17 protein-coding genes are annotated in these 18,754 nt (G+C 50.8%); 15 read left to right on the top strand and 2 right to left on the bottom strand.

What is annotated here, in order from left to right:
• Positions 1–13: 13 nt before the first annotated feature.
• Positions 14–649, bottom strand: a complete 636-nt coding sequence (locus ACI48K_RS02000) for a chromate transporter (protein ID WP_475025891.1) — start codon at positions 647–649, stop codon at positions 14–16.
• A gap of 259 nt (positions 650–908) precedes the next feature.
• On the opposite strand from ACI48K_RS02000, the gene ACI48K_RS01995 reads away from it, so the two are divergent.
• The 8 genes from ACI48K_RS01995 to ACI48K_RS01960 all read left to right on the top strand — a co-directional run bounded on the left by ACI48K_RS01995 (position 909) and on the right by ACI48K_RS01960 (position 10,634).
• The gene (locus tag ACI48K_RS01995) at positions 909–2,108 is read left to right on the top strand and encodes an ROK family protein (RefSeq protein WP_475025890.1); all 1,200 of its coding nucleotides are present in this window, start codon (positions 909–911) and stop codon (positions 2,106–2,108) included.
• A gap of 160 nt (positions 2,109–2,268) precedes the next feature.
• Positions 2,269–3,108: a GNAT family N-acetyltransferase gene (locus tag ACI48K_RS01990; protein ID WP_475025889.1), complete on the top strand. Its 840-nt coding sequence runs from the start codon at positions 2,269–2,271 to the stop codon at positions 3,106–3,108.
• Between the two features lie 80 nt (positions 3,109–3,188).
• Positions 3,189–5,015 carry a cache domain-containing sensor histidine kinase gene (locus ACI48K_RS01985; RefSeq protein ID WP_475025888.1) on the top strand — a complete coding sequence of 609 codons (1,827 nt, stop codon included), beginning with the start codon at positions 3,189–3,191 and terminating at the stop codon, positions 5,013–5,015.
• Complete coding sequence (locus ACI48K_RS01980; RefSeq protein ID WP_475025887.1) at positions 4,990–6,087, top strand: response regulator transcription factor; 1,098 nt, start codon at positions 4,990–4,992, stop codon at positions 6,085–6,087. Before ACI48K_RS01985 ends, ACI48K_RS01980 begins: the two co-directional genes overlap by 26 nt.
• Before the next feature lie 823 nt (positions 6,088–6,910).
• Positions 6,911–8,245 (top strand): ABC transporter substrate-binding protein, encoded by a 1,335-nt coding sequence (locus ACI48K_RS01975; protein WP_475025885.1) that lies wholly within the window; start codon positions 6,911–6,913, stop codon positions 8,243–8,245.
• 100 nt (positions 8,246–8,345) lie between these two features.
• Positions 8,346–9,224, top strand: coding sequence for a carbohydrate ABC transporter permease (locus ACI48K_RS01970; protein ID WP_475025884.1), 879 nt, complete (start codon positions 8,346–8,348; stop codon positions 9,222–9,224).
• Between the two features lie 18 nt (positions 9,225–9,242).
• The gene (locus tag ACI48K_RS01965; protein WP_475025883.1) at positions 9,243–10,070 is read left to right on the top strand and encodes a carbohydrate ABC transporter permease; all 828 of its coding nucleotides are present in this window, start codon (positions 9,243–9,245) and stop codon (positions 10,068–10,070) included.
• Positions 10,071–10,205: 135 nt separating this feature from the next.
• Positions 10,206–10,634, top strand: coding sequence for a nuclear transport factor 2 family protein (locus ACI48K_RS01960; protein ID WP_475025882.1), 429 nt, complete (start codon positions 10,206–10,208; stop codon positions 10,632–10,634).
• Here ACI48K_RS01960 and ACI48K_RS01955 read toward each other — a convergent pair.
• Positions 10,631–11,476 (bottom strand): helix-turn-helix domain-containing protein, encoded by an 846-nt coding sequence (locus ACI48K_RS01955; protein WP_475025881.1) that lies wholly within the window; start codon positions 11,474–11,476, stop codon positions 10,631–10,633. The two genes, ACI48K_RS01960 and ACI48K_RS01955, sit on opposite strands and share 4 nt — an antisense overlap.
• A gap of 137 nt (positions 11,477–11,613) precedes the next feature.
• On the opposite strand from ACI48K_RS01955, the gene ACI48K_RS01950 reads away from it, so the two are divergent.
• The 7 genes from ACI48K_RS01950 (at position 11,614) to ACI48K_RS01920 (ending at position 18,650) form a co-directional block, all read left to right on the top strand.
• The gene (locus tag ACI48K_RS01950; protein WP_475025880.1) at positions 11,614–14,079 is read left to right on the top strand and encodes a beta-mannosidase; all 2,466 of its coding nucleotides are present in this window, start codon (positions 11,614–11,616) and stop codon (positions 14,077–14,079) included.
• A gap of 702 nt (positions 14,080–14,781) precedes the next feature.
• A complete protein-coding gene (locus ACI48K_RS01945; protein ID WP_475025879.1) occupies positions 14,782–15,411 on the top strand; it encodes a TetR/AcrR family transcriptional regulator in 630 nt (209 codons plus the stop codon).
• A gap of 133 nt (positions 15,412–15,544) precedes the next feature.
• On the top strand, positions 15,545–15,799 hold the full coding sequence (locus tag ACI48K_RS01940; protein ID WP_475025878.1) for a zinc ribbon domain-containing protein: 255 nt from the start codon (positions 15,545–15,547) through the stop codon (positions 15,797–15,799).
• Positions 15,800–15,804: 5 nt separating this feature from the next.
• Entirely contained in the window at positions 15,805–16,059 is a 255-nt protein-coding gene (locus ACI48K_RS01935; protein ID WP_475025877.1) for a TfoX/Sxy family protein, read from the top strand.
• Between the two features lie 15 nt (positions 16,060–16,074).
• Positions 16,075–16,380 (top strand): carboxymuconolactone decarboxylase family protein, encoded by a 306-nt coding sequence (locus ACI48K_RS01930; protein WP_475025876.1) that lies wholly within the window; start codon positions 16,075–16,077, stop codon positions 16,378–16,380.
• A gap of 373 nt (positions 16,381–16,753) precedes the next feature.
• Entirely contained in the window at positions 16,754–17,686 is a 933-nt protein-coding gene (locus ACI48K_RS01925) for a bifunctional helix-turn-helix transcriptional regulator/GNAT family N-acetyltransferase (protein WP_475025875.1), read from the top strand.
• A gap of 49 nt (positions 17,687–17,735) precedes the next feature.
• Positions 17,736–18,650 carry a ketopantoate reductase family protein gene (locus ACI48K_RS01920; RefSeq protein WP_475025874.1) on the top strand — a complete coding sequence of 305 codons (915 nt, stop codon included), beginning with the start codon at positions 17,736–17,738 and terminating at the stop codon, positions 18,648–18,650.
• Positions 18,651–18,754: the final 104 nt, after the last annotated feature.

The following is an 18,754-nucleotide window of genomic DNA, read 5'->3' as shown; positions in this document are numbered from 1 at the left end:
GTTAGTCCCACCTCTAGATGTAATATTCGATGACGCCTTGGCCGGAGTTCCCGGTTTTGGCGTCTTTTTCCGTGACCGCTTTGAAGCCGAGCCATTTTTTGACCCGAATAATGGCAATGCCCAGAAAAAGACCGATCAGAATCATAAAGATCGGATTCCATCCGGTCAGCAGCAAAACGATAAGTGAACCGGCGGCGACCGCGACGGTGGCGACATCGAACAATGCCGTTTTGCCCATTTTGTAAGCCGCGACGGCAATCAAACCGATGACGGCTCCGTTGATTCCTTTAAAGGCGGCCTGGACTTTTGGTTCATACTGCAGACGCGAATAAAAAAAGCTGAGCGCGTACAGAATCAAAAAAGTTGGCAGGGTTATACCCAGTACAGCGGCAACCGCTCCCGGGATTTTGGCCAAACGGTATCCGATGAACGCCGAAGCGTTGACCCCGACCCCGCCCGGAGCGGAACCGGCGAGGGACATCAAATCGCTCATTTCCAGCTCATCCATCCAATGGCGCTTGCCGACGACTTCATGTTCGATAACGGCCATCATGGCATATCCTCCCCCAAAGGTGGAGGGGCCGATTTTGAAAAATACCCAGAATAATTTCCCCAACATAACCAGTTGATCTTTCAGCCTTTTTCCCATGATTTCGCTCTCCAAGCTGTACTTGAATTTGTTGTATTCAGTATAACATCTTTTTACCAATATGAAATTAACTATTATGAAAATTCGTTGAATTCGAGGAAAGTGAGTTGTTTATTCGGTACAATAGTGCTATCGGAGTATCGGAAATATTTAGTTTATATCATTATGATTAAAAGTACAGAGCTAGTCATTCCTAAATGAAACCGATATAATGAAATCAATATCCGACAAAATTAATATGAATAAATGGAGCGGTATTATGAGCAAACCGGAACTTTCGGCGCCGGCGGCGAAAAAGGCGGTCTACGAACGCATCGCGCGGCAGGACGATATCTCTAAAGCGGAGCTGTTGAATGAATTTGAGCTTACCGGCAGCACCATGACAAGGCTGCTGGAGGAATTGGCGGATGAAGGCTGGATCGCGGAAGCCGGGTTCGGGCAATCCACCGGGGGCAGGAAGCCGATCCTTTTTCGGATCAATCCTCTGCGGAGGGTCACCTTCGGGCTCGAGATTTCCCGTTTGTATTCTTCGCTGGGCCTTTACGATATGAAGATGAATACCTTGTCCTTTTGCCGGTGGAGCATGGATGAAACGATGACTCCCGAAAAGCTGGTTCAACATGTCGGCGTCAAAATCGATGCCATGCTGAAAGAGAATGGCTTGGACAAGAGCAAAGCCGAAGGAATCGGCGTCGGAGCCGTTGGGCCGTTGGACAGGCATAAGGGTTGTATTTTGAATCCGCTCTATTTTCCGGCCGAGGGATGGTCCGATGTTGCGATCTGCGACCTGCTGAAGCGGCAGTCCGGGATTCGTGCCATGCTGGAGAACGGCGCTAACACGGCCCTGATCGGAGAGCATTGGGCGCTGCGCAATGAAAAAATCCAGCATATGCTTTATGTCCATGCGGGAACGGGCCTGCGTTCGGCGATGATGTCAAACGGGCAGGTGGTGTACGGCGCGGTGGATATGGAGGGATCGATCGGGCAGATGATCATCCAGACGGACGGACCCAGACTGCACGATGCGGGAAACTATGGCGCGCTCGAGGCTTTTGCCTCCGTCCAGGCGCTGGAGAAGCAGGTGCGGGCCCAGCGCAAAATGGGGAGAGATGCTTTTAATGGAGCGGACGCACTTCTGCCGGACACGATTCATTTCGACATGCTGGTGGAGGCACTGAATCAGGGGGATCCGTTTGTCTCGGAAATTTTCAATCAGTCGGCGGTTTACATGGGGATCGGTCTGGCGAATCTGATCAATATCCTTCACCCGGAAACGGTCATTTTGGGCGGGGCGCTGATCAACGCTTATGCCGGCTATTATGATACCGCGATTGCCGTCGCGCAGAAAAACACTTATTATTATCCCGAGTATCGGCCTGTTTTCTCTAAAGGGATTCTTCAGGAAAACGCCGTATCTACCGGTGCAGCGGTAATGGTGTTTCGGCAAATGCGGATATAAATCATGGAATGAAACCAAGCGGCCCGGAGTGGGAATTAAACCCCTGCGGCCGCTTTTTTATTTGTGAATGCTGGCGCATATTTGGGGAATGTAGTACCGTATGGGTATTGGCAAGCCGTCAGGCGGCCAAAGCGAAGCATGTAGAAAAAGGAGGGGTCTCATGAAAGCACTGAATACTAAAGATTACGGTAAAGCGGCGGAATTGCTGCAAAAAGCGGGCATCAATACACTCTTTGCCGAATCGGTCGTCCAGCGGGAAATCCCTGGGGCCGTTTACGTAAACGATGTGCTGGAGCCGACTGTTTTTTATATCGTTCATCCGTACGGCATGTCTTTATTATTAGGAGATCCCGGCAATGAAGAGTTTGAGCGCGGACTGCATGATTACATGCTGAATGCGAATAAAATAAGAACGGGCCATGAATGGCTGCAGGCCTATCCTCCCGAACCATGGAACGAGCGGCTTCACGGGATAATGGGCTCAAGTCTGGAGGCCGGTTCGGCCGCTCCTGGAGCCATTGACGAATCCGCTCCCAAAGTGACCGAATTTACGCGGGTCAATTTCAAATTCGACACCGGGATCTATCTGAACCGCAGAGCGCTATTCCATTCCGGCCAATACGAAATCGTTCCGACGACGAAAGAAATATTCCGCGAAATGCCGGGAAGCGTGGCGCCAAAGTATTTTTGGCGGGATGAAGAGCATTTTGACCGGTCCGGTACCGGATTTAGCCTGATATGCGACGGGGAGATTGCGGCAACCGCTTTTTCCGCGTTTATCATCGGCGGAGAGCTGGAAATCGGCATAGAAACCTCGGGAAAACACCGGGGCAAAGGGTTTGCCTCCAGCGTCAGCGCCGCTCTGATCGATTATTGCCTGGAAAATGACCTTGAGCCGGTCTGGTCGTGCCGCGGGGAAAACGAGGGCTCGTACCGGCTGGCCCAAAAGCTGGGGTTCGTGCCTACGTTATCTTTTCCGTATTACCGGTTGCCTATATAAGCTGAACGAAAGGATTGCGTACAATTGAGGCTGGCGTGCGTGTTCATTTATTCAGTTACTCAAAAGGGAGTCTGCATCGCATGAATATCAAGCAAAAGATCTGGAAGTGGTTCAGCGGATTACCGTTTAAAAGCAAGCTGCTCACTGTGTTCATTCCTCTCATCCTCGTTTCGTTGGGCATTTTAGGCATTTTATCCAGCCAGATTTTCAGCCGTTCCATGATCACCCGCAGCATTAACGATGTAATTGACGAATCGGGACTCATCATCAACAAACTCGATTCGATCCGCAAAAATGTGGAAATCTGCTCGAATATGCTGGTTACCGACGTAAACCGGCTGTATGAGAACTTTCCCGTTCAGCGTAATGACCTGGAGGAAACCCGGTTCCGGGCAACGATGCAGAGCCGCCTCGCCATCGACCTGTCGCTTTTTTCGGAAACGGACGCCGCCGTGTTCATCGACAGCAACGGCAAGATCTATACTTCTTATTCCTCAGCAAACGACGAAAGCGCAGTGTTCCGCAGCGGAATTCCCGATAAGCTGCTGTCGCAAGGCAGTTATGGGGCAGCGTACTGGTTCCCTATGGAGAAACGAAGCTATATGACGCCCGATCCGAAGGTTCCCGTGTTGACCCTGGGAAAAGTCGTGATCAATATCAACACCGGAGAAAGATTGGGAACGCTGTACTTGATTATTGAAGAGCCTACGTTGTCGGCTTCCCTCGGCAGCAGCGACAAAATCGGGCAGAAAAATTATTTCCTGGTGGACGAGCGCCAGCGTGTCGTAGCCAGTCCCGATAAGGATCAGGTGCTCACCAAGATCACCAATGCTTCGGAGCTCAAACTGTTGCAGGATTCGGCCGGTAAACGGGAGACCATTACGAGAAACGAAAACGGAAAGCGGCTGATTACGGTCAGCGATTACCCCGGGATGAACTGGAAGCTGCTCAATGTGGTGGATTTGGGTATTTTGACGAAGGACGTCGGGAAAAATATCCGGCTGATCATCCTGATCGGCTTCTGTTGCCTGGTGTTGTCCTTGCTTGGAGCCAACTTGCTGTCCAAGGTTGTGCTCAATCCGCTTCAAGAGCTCACCAAAAAAATGCGCCGGGTGATGGATGGCAATTTGGACGTGGAAGCCCCTGTCCATACCAACGACGAAATCGGTCTGATTTCCCGGGTGTTCAACTCGATGATCCGTCAGCTCCAAGAGCTGCTCATAAGCATGGAGACCGAGCAGAAGCGGAAAAGAGAATATGAGCTGGCGTTGATCACGTCTCAGGTTAAACCGCATTTTTTGTACAATACGCTGGATACGATTTATATTCTGAACGATATGGAGCGGAATCTTGAGGCAAGGAACACGACCAAGGCGCTGGCCGATTTTTACCGGGTCGTGCTGAGCAAAGGTCGGGAGCTTATTATTTTGGAGCAGGAAATTAAGATGACGGCCGATTACCTGTCGATCATGCAGATGAGATACCCGGATATTTTCGATTATGAGATTCGGATTCCGGACGAACTCAGGGATACGCCAATCCCTAAGCTGTCGCTGCAGCCTTTGGTGGAGAACGCCATTTATCACGGCCTGAAAACCAAAGGGGAGCGGGGGCTTATTGTCATCTCCGCGATTGAAGAGTCCGATAAGATCGTCATTCGGGTCGAGGATAACGGAATCGGGATGGACGCCGAGCAGCTAAAGGCCGCTGCCGCTTTTCATAACGGGGAAAAAGAAGTCAAATCGATCGGCATTTACAGTGTTCAGGAGAGAGTTAAATTGTATTTTGGACCGGGCTACGGTATTCACATGTTTAGCGAAACTGGAAAAGGAACCCGGGTGGATATCTCGGTTCCGGGAAAAAAGACGGGAGGCGGAACCCATGTACCGAGTCATGATCGTGGATGATGAGCCCTTGTTCCGGGATTATTTGCGAATGAAAATGGACTGGAAGGAATACGGCTTCGAGGTATGCTGCGAGGCGCGCAACGGCAAAGAGGCGCTGGAAGAAGCCCAGAAGCATCATCCCCATCTGGCGCTGGTCGATATCAATATGCCTTTTATGAGCGGACTTGATCTGGCCGAGCAGCTCAAGCTGCGATTTTCGGGTATGACTATTGTTTTTGTGACGGGGCACAATGAATTTGAGTATGTTCGTCAGGCTATCCGGCTTGGCGTTAACGATTATTTGCTGAAGCCGTTTAACCGGGAAGAACTGGCCGCGATGCTGGAAAGAATTCGCCCCGGACTTCCAAAGCTAGCGGATGCCTCGCTGCAGCAGGAAGACCCTTCAAAGTCCGGGCTATCCGGCTTGGCCAAGCCATACAATGCCGCCGCGGTGCAGGAGAACCTTCTGGTTTCCCTGCGTCTGCGGGAGGAAGACACTCTGGTGGAAGTTAAACGCTCTCTGCAGCTGCTTCAGTCCCATGAGGTAACGAGCGATTATGTATATACGATGCTGATGGGCCTCGTATCGATCGGGCTGTCCTTTGCATTGGAACGGGGCATCGCCGCGGAAGAACTATGGGGGCATCAGGCGGATCAGTCACCGGACAGGAAGCTGCGCGGCTTCTTGACCTGGGTGGATGCGGAGGACTGGATGCTGTCCTTCTTCGCGCAGTTGATCAAGCTGGCGGAAAGTTCCAAGCAAACCAAATCGTATAAGCTGTACGTCGCTGCCAAAGACTACATCGAACAGCACTATACGGAGGAGGAATTGTCCGTTGAGGCCGTAGCTGCGGGGTTGTTCGTCGATCCCAGCTATTTGCGGCGAGTGTTCCGAAACGAGTCCGGCTATTCCGTACTGGACCATATCACGCATTACCGCATGAAAAAGGCCAAGGAGTTCATTCAGAGAGGAAACATGAAGCTGTCCACGATCGCTTATGCGGTTGGATACGGCGATCCCAACTACTTCAGCAAAAGCTTCAAGAAGAAATTCGGCTTGACGCCGACGGAATTCGAACAGCTTAAGCATTAGAATTCGTCCTGAATCAGGCGGGGAATTGCTCCCCGCTTTTTATTATGGCTTCAGCCCGTGGAGTAAACGAACCTTGGAAAACAGAGAACCCCCGCTGTACGAATGGATGAGCAGTAGTCCAGGCCCTGTCGGTATTTGCATTTCATAACTTCCAGCTTAAATGCAGTCTTTTTAAGCGGAATAGGCTCATTTAGTGAAAGTAACTGTAAGAGCCTCTGGCCCCTTGGAGGCCCCGAAAAACTGAAATCCACTTAAGAATTGTTGCACAATGTGCAAAATTTTGAGTGGGCCGGACGATTACGGCTAGCCTAAGTTGTAAAAAGTGCAACATTTTCTCGAAAAATAGTTGTGAAATGGGCGTAAAGGTCAGAAATGCTGCACAAAATACAACATATCAGCTATTTTGATCAAAACATGGTGCAATTGCTGCACGAAATACAACATTTTGCCCGTTCACGGGTTTTGAATTATGAAATTGACTCTTTCGTACAGTTATTTCTCGCAAAAACAACACTCATCGGGGAGATAATTGTATTTTCTTACAGCTAAGCGATCCGTTTCGCCAACTTCCATGGTTAAAGCTTCATTCAGCTGCAGGCTTTGCAATTAACTACAAGCAACTTGGAGTTTCTCTCCGAGCGGGATGTACTTCCTACAACAACCTGATGAGGCATTCGGCGGTCACGATTTTACGGGGGCAATTGTCCCGTTTTTTACCCATCCGGCCCGTTTTCGTCATTAAAAACAACGCGCTCCCCACCTATAATGAAAACGTAACCAAAGAAATAACAGTCATTCAAATTCAGCTCAAGGGGGAAAAGATATGAAGACAAGAGGGCACAAAACCTGGGCCGGCATACTCGCACTCGCGCTGGTTTTATCGCTGACCGCATGCGGAGGAGGAAACGCTTCGAACAACAACAAAGCAAACTCCGGAACGGCCAATGAAGGCGGAAACGCCGCAGCTGCTAACGAAAAAGTGAAGTTAAAAGTGTACGCCCAGCATTTTGACGATGACACCTCCAAACCATTCGATTATGCCGTACAAGAGCTCGCCAAAGAAATGCCAAACGTGGAAATCGAACTGGATCCTGCAGTACAGGACGGATATCAAAAATTGAAAACCTACGCGGCAACGGGAAATATGCCGGATATCTTCTTTACCGACTGGGGTACGCTGCAAACCTTCGCCAAATCGCAAAACGTGCTTGTTCTTGACGATTACGACGCGGCCAAAGATTACAAAGCCAACCTGAATCCCGGCGTAGAATCGAAACTGGTTGCTTCGGACGGCCATATTTACGCCTTCCCGGATACGGGCGTTGAATTCGAGCTTCTTTATTACAACAAGAAAATCTTCCAAGACGTAGGCATCCAAGTACCGATCAAAACGATCGACGAGCTTGCCGACGCTGCCAAGAAGCTGAAAGCCGCAGGTTATGTGCCGCTTTCGATCTTCGCCAAAGAAAAATGGATTTCCACCGCGCTGTATAACTCCCTGCTGACCCGTGAGGACGGTGCGGGAACCGGCGTATTCGAGAAAGACGGAACGACCGAAACGCCGCAAGCCGCCAAAACGGCTGCTGAACAAATGAAAAAACTGCAGGAAGCCGGATTGTTCGACGTCAATGCTACCAACACCAACTACGACCAAGCGTCTTCGATGTTCTACACCGGCAAAGCAGCTATGCTGATCAACGGACAATGGGAAATTTACAGTTCGCAGTCCAAAATGGGCGACAATGTCGACTTCATGCCTTGGCCTGCCAAGGATGAGCAAACCTACGAAAACATGAAACTGCAATTGGCCGGAGCAGGTTCGCCTATGGGCTATGCGGTTTCGCCGAAGAGCAAGAACGTTGACATTGCCGTGAAGGTAGCCGCCTTTATCGCGAAGAAATCGGCCGAGTACAAATACACGGTGCTTGGAAACCCGATCGTTTCTCCGAAGATCGACAAGCCGATTACGGCAACCGACGTGCCTGCCATGATGCAGCGTTTGGCTAAAGATGTACTTCCGAACGCCAAAGGTTACGCAACGGCAGTCAACAGCACGGCAATCAGTACCGCCATCGATGATAATGCTCAAAACCTGATGGTTAACGGCTTCTCGGTAGATGATTTCGTCAACAACATGAACCGCGCTTTGAAGAAATAGAGAAAAATTTTGGGGAACCCTGGACTTCAAGCTTGAAGCTTGGAGCTTCCGGGGTTCTTAAACCGAATTCATTTTATTTGGGAAGGAGCCGTGGAGAGCCATGAGAAAATATTTAAGCAACAAAACGGCCATTATCTTATTCCTGCTGCCCGCTATGCTGGTTTACACGGTCATCATTATCTACCCCGTGCTGCAAACCGTTTTCCGCAGCTTTTACAACTGGGATGGGCTCAGCGACGCCACATTTAACGGGCTGGGCAATTTCCGCGACTTGCTGACGGATCCGCTCCTTAAAACCTCGCTTAAAAACGGCGGGATTTTTGCTTTGGTGCTGGTCGTGTTTCAGATCGGGCTTGGCACGATTTTGGCTATGGTTTGCGCCGACGCCAAGGTCAAGGGACGCAAACTGCTGAAGACCGCTTACTTTATTCCGGTTGTGTTGTCCGTGACGGTCGTCTGCCAGCTCTGGATTGCTGCGTACGATCCGACCAACGGTCTCGTCAACCGTCTGTTTCAACTCCTGGGTATTTCCTATCAACAGCACTGGTTAACCTCATCGACGCAGTCGATTATCGCCATCGCGTTCGTTAACGCATGGCAGTTTATGGGTTATCAATTTGCGCTGCTGTATGCCGGCGTCAAGTCCGTTCCGGAGCAATACATGGAGGCGGCGACGATCGACGGCTGCAGCAAGTGGAAGGCACACTGGAAAGTCACGATGCCTTTAATGAAAGAAACGTACAAGTTCTGCTTTACGATTGCTATCACCGGCGGGATCAGCGCCTTTACGCAAATGTTGATCATGACCAACGGTGGACCGGGAACGAGCAACTACACGCTGACCTTTATGGTTTACCGTTATGCCTTCCTGGAAAGCAACTACGGCTATGCATGCGCCGTAGCGGTGGTTTTGGTGATCATATCGCTCCTGGCCACGCTGATTATCAATAAAGCGTTCGATCGCGGCGACGTGGCATAGACAGAAAGGAGAACGAACATGAAAAAAGCGTTAAGCGCCATTTACCAAATTCCGCTGTGGATTTATTTTATCGTTTCGGTGTATCCGCTCGTTTGGATGATTTCGTATTCGCTGAAAAACAACGACGAAATTTTCGTGACCAACCCGTTCGGATTGCCGACCCATTTTCGCTTTGAAAACTATGTAACGGCCTGGTCGCAATTCAATATTCCGCGGTATTTTACCAACAGTATTGTAGTTACGGCGGTGTCCACTGCATTTATTCTGATATTATCGCTGATGTTTTCGTTCGCGGTAACCCGGCTCACCTGGAAATTCAGCGGGGTCGCGCGCATATACATGCTGATCGGCATGTTCATTCCGCTTCAGGTTATTATGATCCCTCTGGCCATTCTCGTGCGGGATTTTCATTTGACCAATACGTGGGGAGCGCTGATTGTTCCGTATGTCGCCATGGGACTTCCTTTTTCGTCGATGATTTTTTACGGATATATGCGCGGGATTCCAAACGAGGTGGAGGAAGCCGCCTGCATGGACGGAGCCAACGTTTACCGGCTGTTCCTGCAGGTCGTGATGCCTATGGTGCTGCCGGCCATTGCCACGGTTGCCATCTTTGAATTTTTGAGCAATTGGAACGAGTTCACGCTCGCTTATATTTTGATTTCGGATGAAGCCATGAAGACGCTGCCGCTGGGCCTGCTGTTCTTCCAAGGGCAGTACAGCACCGACTGGGGCGGTATGGGAGCGGTCATGACAATTGCGTCGCTGCCGATGATTATCGTATATTTATTCTTCAGTGAACAGGTGGAAAGAGCCATGACGGTCGGATCGGCGGTTAAGGGCTAATTAGATAGTTTACGCAATAAGAAGATCGAGTTTCAGGGAAACGCGCGGTTTCCAGAAGCTCGATCTTTTTTGCTTATATATGGTAAATTGGAATTGGAATTTTTTGATCACATTAACGAAAGGGGAGACTCAGTGATGAATGAAAGCCGCCAAGCCGGTTCCATCAAAATCATTTGCGGCGAGGACTGCGGGAATGCGCCGAAAAAAGCGCTGCTCAAGGATTTCAATCTGGCGTTTGCCGCCAATAGCGCCGAGAGTGTCGAGTTAATCATGGAACACCTTGCGGAGGATATTCGCTGGGAAATGGCCGGCGGCGAGGTGTTCCTAGGGAAAGCCGAAGTGGCGGACATGCTTGAGGGAAGAAAGGGGGCAAAGGCGGAGGAGTTGGTCATCAGCAGCCTAATTACCCACGGCCCTTCGGGTTCGGCCGACGGCGCCCTTCGCTTTAAGGACGGCAAAACCATCGCTTTTAGCCATGTATACCGCTTTAACGGCTCCGCCAAAAACGCCAAAATCAAAGAAATTCGCTCATATGAAATAGAGGTGACCCGCTTTGCCCGTTAATCCCTCGTGTTTTTGTTTTTTCGCAGGTCCAAAGGAGCTTGATTATAAAATTTTTTGAACTGATGATAGAAATGGCTGACGTTATCGAACCCGGATTCAAGGGCGATCTCCACGACGCGAAGCTCGGTAGTGATCAGCAAATTGCGGGCGACGGCAAGCTTCAGCCGATTGATATATTCCGTAGGCGTCTGCTGCAGGTATTGGCGAAAGGCCCTGTTGACATGCCCGGGGCTTCTTCCGGATAGTTCGTAGAGTGCTTCCAGTCCGCGGAGCATATTGTCCTTGAGCTGCATTTTCGCCAGAGCATGCTCGAGCCAAAGCGGTATCTCCGGCTTCCGGATGTTTTCCGGGGTGAAGAAATACCGGGTGAGCAGATCGATCAGTACGCCTTTAACATAAATCCGGGCTTTCATTTTATCGATTGTGCCGAGCATTCTGACATGCTCGAAATGCCGGACGAATTCCGCAATATCCGTCTCCGACAGCATGGCGACTGGCGGGAGGGGCGAGGTCAGCAGCGCGGACATGTACTCTTCGTTTAGATAGGCAAAGGCTTCGCGAATGAAGCCGGAGCGGCAGGGCACGTTCAAAAAACGGCAGTCGGATTCCCCATTATGTTCGTATCTATGGATGTCGTCCGGACGCATGAACACAAGGCAGCCCGCTTTAAGCAGCTGGGTCTGTCCGTTAACGATGTGGATGCATTCCCCTTCGCTGATCGCGAAAAACTCATAAAAAAAATCATGGGTGTGCTCCGGAGAGACCTGGGACAGGGATTCGACCCAAAACGGATTGACCAGCAGCTCCGGATCGATGTGGTTTTCCTCGGCGTAAACGATCAAGATGATTCCCCTTTCCGATACTTGATGATGTTAAAATAGCACATGACTTGGGTGAACACAATACAAGAATGAAAGCGATTCCTTTGATACAATCAAGACATGCAGGCAAGAAAAAAGTACAATAGGAGGAATCAACCGTGCTGCTTATCGATTTGAATGGAGCTTGGCAAATGAAACGATTGGATCAGTCCGACTGGCTGGAGGCTACCGTACCTGGCTCCGTCTATAACGATCTGCTCCAGGCCGACAAAATGCCTGATCCGTTTTGGCGTGACCAAGAGTATGAAGTGCTGGAATTGACGAAGTACGATTACGAATATCAAAGAACCTTTGAAGTGGGCGGCGGCGTTTTGGATCATGACCGGGTCTTGCTGCTGTGCGAAGGGCTGGATACCCTGGCCGAGTTGTTCATCAATGGAAAAAATGTGCTGAACAGCGATAATATGCATAGAACCTATGAAGTTGACATCAAGCCATGGCTCGTAACCGGAGAAAATGAAATCCATGTCATTTTGCGTTCCCCGGTGGAATACGTGCTTCGCAAGCAAGCGGAACGTCCGCTGATCGGCTGCGCCGACGCGGTTCCGGGCATTTCCCATTTGCGCAAGGCGCATTCCATGTTCGGATGGGATTGGGGCCCTCAATTGCCGGACCTCGGAATCTGGAGAAACATTTCGATCCGGGGATACGACGAAGCCCGGATTGACGATGTTTATGTAACGCAAAATCACGAGCCGAATCAGGTCACTCTGGATGTCCGGGTTCGGACGGAATCGTGGTCCGACGCTCCCCGGGAAATTATCGTGAAGGTGCAGACCCCGGCCAAGGAAACGCTGGAAACCCGCACGTTTGAAATCAAGGGAGCCGATCATCATCTTACGCTTGAAATTAAGGATCCCGAGCTGTGGTGGCCGCATAATCTTGGCGAGCAGCCGCTGTATCTCCTTGAAGTGGAACTGGCCGAGGAAGGACATATTCTGAATCGCCGGGAGATGAAAATCGGGCTCAGAACGATCACCGTGCTGCAGGAAGAGGATAAATGGGGAGAATCGTTCCAGTTTGTAGTCAACGGAATTCCGTTCTTCTCCATGGGCGCCGACTATATCCCCGAGGACAACATTTTTCCGCGCCGCAGCCGGGAACGGACGGAGCGCCTGATCAAAAGCTGCGCCGACGCCAACTTCAACACGATTCGCGTATGGGGCGGCGGCCATTATCCCGAAGACTACTTCTACGATCTGTGCGATGAATACGGAATCGTCGTCTGGCAGGATCATCTGTATGCCTGCGGCGTGTATGAATTGACCGACGAATTCAAAGAGAACATTACGCACGAGACGATCGATAATATGAAACGGCTTCGCCACCATGCTTCCCTCGGCTTGTGGTGCGGGAACAACGAGCAGGAGCTGGCCTGGGACGAATGGAACTGGGCTGAACAGACTTCCCTGCAGCTGCAAGCCGATTACATTAAAATGTATGAAGTGCTTTTGCCCGAAATCGCCAAGGAAATCGATCCGAATACCTTTTACTGGCGCGCTTCGCCATCTTCGAAGGGCAGCTTCGACAAACCGAACGACGAGAATTACGGAGACATGCATTATTGGGACGTATGGCACGGGAAGAAGCCGTTTACCGAATACCGGACCCTTTTCCCGCGTTATATGTCGGAGTTTGGTCTCCAGTCCTTCCCTTCGCTGAAGACGATCGAGACCTTTACTTTGCCGGAGGATCGCAATATTTTCTCCTATGTGATGGAATCCCATCAAAAGAACGGCACCGGGAACGAAAAGATCCTGTATTACATTGGGGAAACTTACCGGTATCCCAAAAGCTTCTCTTCGCTGCTGTACGCTTCCCAGCTCATTCAGGCGGAAGGCATGCGGTGCGGCGTCGAGCATTGGCGCAGAAACCGCGGTCGCTGCATGGGGGCCTTGTACTGGCAGCTTAACGACTGCTGGCCGGTGGCTTCCTGGTCAAGCATCGATTATTTCGGGCGTTGGAAGGCTTTGCAGTATGAAGCCAAGCGGTTTTTTGCCCCGATTCTCGTATCGGCCTGCGACGAAGGAACGAAGGTTTCATTGCATGTCTCCAATGAAAGCAAGCAGCCGGTCCAAGGCCAGTTGATTTGGAAACTGCGCAATTCGCGGTCGGAAGTTCTGCAGCATTCCGAGAAAACGGTGGAAATCGCCGCCTTTACATCGGCGGAGCTGGAACAGCTGGACTTTGCCGAGACCCTGGATACCAAGGAAAAGAAACGGGAAACCTATTTCGAGTATGCTTTTGTCGTCGATGGAGAGGTCGTGGGCTCAGGCACCGTGCTGTTCGTGAAGCCGAAGCATTTCCGCTTCGTCGATCCCGAAATTACGGCCGTGGTCAAGGAAGAAGAAGACCGCTTCATCGTAACGCTTGGAGCTAAAGCTTACGCCCGGTTCGTGGAGCTGGATTTCCCAGGGCTTGATGCGATATTCAGCGACAACTACTTTGATCTGTCCGCCGGAACGCAGAAAAACGTTACCATCGCAAAATCGGATATGAGCAAGCCGTATTCGCTGAAAGAGTTGAGCCGGCAGCTGACGGTTCGCAGCGTATTTGATATTTAACGCATTCTTGGAAGAAGAGGTTGTCCCGGAAGCAAATTGGCTCATTTGCCGAACCGCTCAATTAACTGAAAAAGCTGATCGTGCTCAACTGAGTTCGAGCCTGGCATACTTTTCTTTTTGCTGAATGGGGCTGTCCTGGTTTTGGCCTGAAATCATCAATCAACGGCAAGCGGCTTTTCTCGAAGCGCTCTCGAATAGCGTTCTCAAATAACGGTACAAAATGGCCTTATTTCACCCCAAAATCGCGTTTTCCTAAAAATAGCGGTGCAAAATGGTCCTATTTTCGGCAAAACGTCCAGAGTCGAGGAGGAAAGGAACCCTTCTGAAGAAATAAGGCCATAAAAAGGCGCTATTCATTCAGAATGAGGCTTCTCCAGTGGAATAAGGCTTTAAAAGGTCGCTATTTTAAGAAGTGTCGGAGGAAAGCCGTGTTTGGGGACGGCGTTAACCGAACCAGATAATTAGCTTCTGCTCAAGAAGGGCAACAATAAACTAAAATGAAGAAATGGCGGTGCATAGGGATCTTTCCCGGCACCGCCATTTCCTCATTTTAGCCGATTCATTCATGAAATGAGTTGTCTCATCAACCAAGCGAAAGGAGTTGCGTTTGAGGCAGCTCCTTTTGGCGTTATTGGGGCGCTTGACTTTTTCGCTGGAGAAGAATATATTGAGTTTAAAGTCATTGAGTATGGAGTCAACGAAATGAACAATTCGGATTCGCACCCAAAACAGGTTAAAACGCGGCGACAGATGCAGAAAGAGCAAACCAGGCGAAAGATCATCGAAACGGCCATGGTTTTGTTCGCTCAAAATGGGCTAACCGCCACCCCAACCTCCGAGATCGCCAAATCGGCCGGCGTATCCCACGGGACGGTATTTGCGCATTTTCCCGCACAGGAGATCTTGTTGGAAGCCGTGATCGAAGAATTCGGTTTGCGGGTCTCCGCCAGACTGCATGAGCTGGCCGCAAAAGGCAGCAGTCTCCGCGATATGCTCAGCGCGCATCTTGCCGGACTGTCGGAGTTCGAGGAATTTTACACCAGATTGGTGATCGAAGGCCGTCTGCTGCCGGAAAGCGTAAGGTATACGTTAACCGCGATTCAGTCGTCGATGTCTTTGCACATCAGCCAGGCCGCGGAACGGGAGATGCAGGAGGGGCTGATTCAAAACATTCCGCAGCACCTGCTGTTCAATACATGGATCGGGCTGATCCATTATTATCTGGCCAACAACGATTTGTTCGCCCCGGGCGGCTCCGTCCTGAAGCGGTATGGGGACGAACTGCTGGAGCATTATCTCGGCTTGATCATGTGCAAAAGCGATAAAAGTTGAACTAAAGAAAAGCCAAATGGTAAGAGTGTGAAATTAAGTTGAACTAAAGAAAAGCACACGGCTGCCCTTGCAGCGAAACTTCTGGTTCAACTTATATAGACGCAATGACAAAACCAAAGGAGAGTGTATTCAAATGAAAACCTGCATTGCTTGCGGAATGCCGATGAGAGAAACATCCGATTTTGCCATGGGGGATCCCGAAAAGGATTACTGCGTGCATTGCGCACGTCCGGACGGATCGATGCAGTCTTATGAGGAGAAGCTGGAGTCCTTATCCGGGTTTATGGTAAGGACTCAGGGGTTGGACCCGCTGGCCGCCAAAACGGCCGCCCGCGCCATGATGTCCAAGCTGCCCGCCTGGCGGGAGATGGGCCGCGAAGGGGAATAAAGAAGATGGCGGCGCTAAGTGATCTTCATAATATCAGCACGGTGATGGAGAGAAAGCTGAAAGAGGCCGGTGTCGATACGCCGCAGCAACTGGCCGATCTCGGATGCAAGGAAGCTTTTTTGAGGCTAAGACTAAAGGACCCCGGCTGCTGTCTCAGTGCGCTGTATGCTCTTGAAGGAGCCATCGAAGGAGTCCGCTGGCATCACCTGCCGGATGATGTCAAGCGGGAATTGAAGGCTTTCCATAAAACACTTTCATAATCAGGAGGATAAGTTATGAATGTAAGTAATTCCTTTATGGCATTTGCCAAGGAAGCTCCGCGGCAGCAGGAAGCGTGGATGGCATTGGTCCGCGAGCTGGACGCCGCAAGCCGGCTGGACAAGAAAACCGAAGAGCTGGCTTATCTGGCGGTGTTGGCTTCGGCCCGTCTCACCGGCGGGATCCCGTTTCACGTCAAGCAGGCGAAAGCGCTGGGGGCGTCGCGGGAAGAAGTGATCGGCAGTGTTCTGGTGGGGCTGCCCGCAGTCGGAAATGCGGTGATCGAGGCCCTTCCGGTGGCATTAACCGCGTTTGACGAATAACTTGACACCATTTTCGGACTATTTTTGCAGAATAGGGAAGCCAATTAACATTTACATAGTTGCACTTTTGCAGGCATGTTCTTAATTTTGCCCAATAGCCAAAAGTTCGGTCCGTCCATTTTGTCCGAGCCGGATTTTTTGGGCCGATACTTGGGCGATTAGCCATTGTACTGTAAAAATCAGGCAGTTAAGAGAGTCGGTATTTTTTTCATTCAAAAAATTGAAGCGATTCTCTCAACAGCCTAGAAGCCATCCAGGGATGGCTTTTTCTTTTTGAAACACAACTTGACTCCGTCAAATTAATTATTTGACTAAGTCAACTAACTGGATTATGATAGGTTCACGCAATACCAGCGGAGAAGGAGGACTCCCCATGAATTCCGTCAATAATCCAACCGTCTACGCGGTTCGCAGGTTCAACCGCTTTTATACGAACGTTCTAGGGCTGCTCGATCAGCACATGTTAAACAGCGAGTTCTCGCTATCGGAAGCCCGCGTGCTGTATGAGATCGGGCATCGGGAGAACTGCACCGCCAAAATGCTGGCCACCGAGCTCGGGATGGACCCGGGTTATCTCAGCCGTATGATCAAGCGCTTCGACAAGCTTGGCTTGTCCTACAGGGAACAGTCCGGAGAGGATGGACGCCTGTATTATTTATATTTGACCGATAAAGGGAAAGAAACGCTTTCCCGGCTCGACGAGCTGTCGAACGGGCAAATCAACCGGATGGTGAGCCGATTGCCGGAAAATGAGCAGCGGGATCTGATCGCCGGAATGAATACAATCGAGCGGACGTTGTCGGATAAGCCGGTTATCCCGCCGGACAAAATCGAGATTCGCACCGAACTGAAGCCGGGGGATGCGGGTTATTTGATCTATCTGCATGGCATGCTTTATCGGGAGCTTGGCTATAATTACGAATTTGAAGGATATGTTTGCAAAACGTTTTATGACTTCTTCCAAAAGTACAACTCCGATAAAGACCGGTTCTGGCTAGCCGAAGCCAACGGAAATATCGTCGGCGCGATTGCGATCGTGGGTCACACGCCGGAAAGAGCCCAGCTTCGCTGGTTCCTCGTGCTTCCGCAGTATCGCGGCACCGGACTTGGCCGAAAGCTGCTGGAGGAGGCGATGCGCTACTGCCGGGAGCGGGGATTCCGGACGGTGTTTCTCGAAACGACGGAGGATCAGGAAACGGCAATCGGAATGTACACGAGGGCGGGGTTCCGCAGGGTCGCGGAGCAGCTCCGACAAATGTGGGGCAGACGGCTGTTGGAATTGACGTATGAGTTGAACTTGGAATAGCCTATAGGAGACAAGTATCCTAACACGGCTGGAAAGGGGAACTCATTTCATGAAATATTTGATTGTAGGAACGGGCGGTACCGGAGGATGCATCGGCGGGTATTTGGCGCAGAGCGGACAAGACGTGTCTCTCATCGCAAGAGGGGAGCATTTAAAAGCGATTCGGGAAAAGGGGCTGATTATCCGCTCGTCGGAACGCGGACTCGTCCGGGTGAATAACGCCAAGGCCTACGGCGCGGATGACAGTTTCGGCAAATACGACGTGATATTTGTATGCGTAAAGGGATATTCGCTGGATGAGGCGGTCTTGACCATTCAAAAGGCGGCCCACGATAAGACGGTTGTCATCCCTATTTTAAACGGACTCAGTGCGGGAGAGAGGCTGGGGCGGGCTCTGCCCGGCATCACGGTTTTGGACGGCTGCGTGTATATCAGCGCATTTATTACGGCGCCCGGTGAAATCACGCAGAGCGTGCAGCTTTTCCGCGTAGTTTTCGGACCGGATGAAAGTACGGCGGCCGATATGGACGTGTTGCTCCAAATCCGGTCCGATCTGGAGCAGGCGGGCATCGAAGCCGTTCTCTCGGACAACATCAAACGTGATATTTTCCGCAAGTTTACGTTTATTTCCGCTTTTGCGGCATGTGGAGCCTATTATGGCGTACCTGCGGGCAAGCTGCAGCAGATCGGCGAACCGCGCGACACGTTCATCTCGCTGCTGCAAGAACTCGGGCAGGTAGGAGAGGCGCTTGGCGTTTCGCCGAGCTCCGGTATGGTAGCGGAAAATCTGGATATATTGGCCGGCCTTAATGCCGATTCGACCGCTTCCATGCAAAAGGATCTCGATGCCGGCAAAAGCACCGAAGCGAACGAGCTGATTTTCGATGTGATCCGCCTGGCCGGACAGCACGGAGTAGAGGTCCCTCACTACCGGAAAGTTGCGGACAAGCTGAGCAGCCTATAATCGCTTTATGGAAATGAAAAAACGAAAAACTTCGATTTATGAAAAAGAGCTTCCAAGCGGGGGGCTCTTTTTATTTTGAGAATGATCAATTAAAGCGGTTTAAC

This window comes from Paenibacillus terrisolis, assembly GCF_056171975.1.
This window is presented reverse-complemented; position numbering and strand designations above follow the sequence as displayed.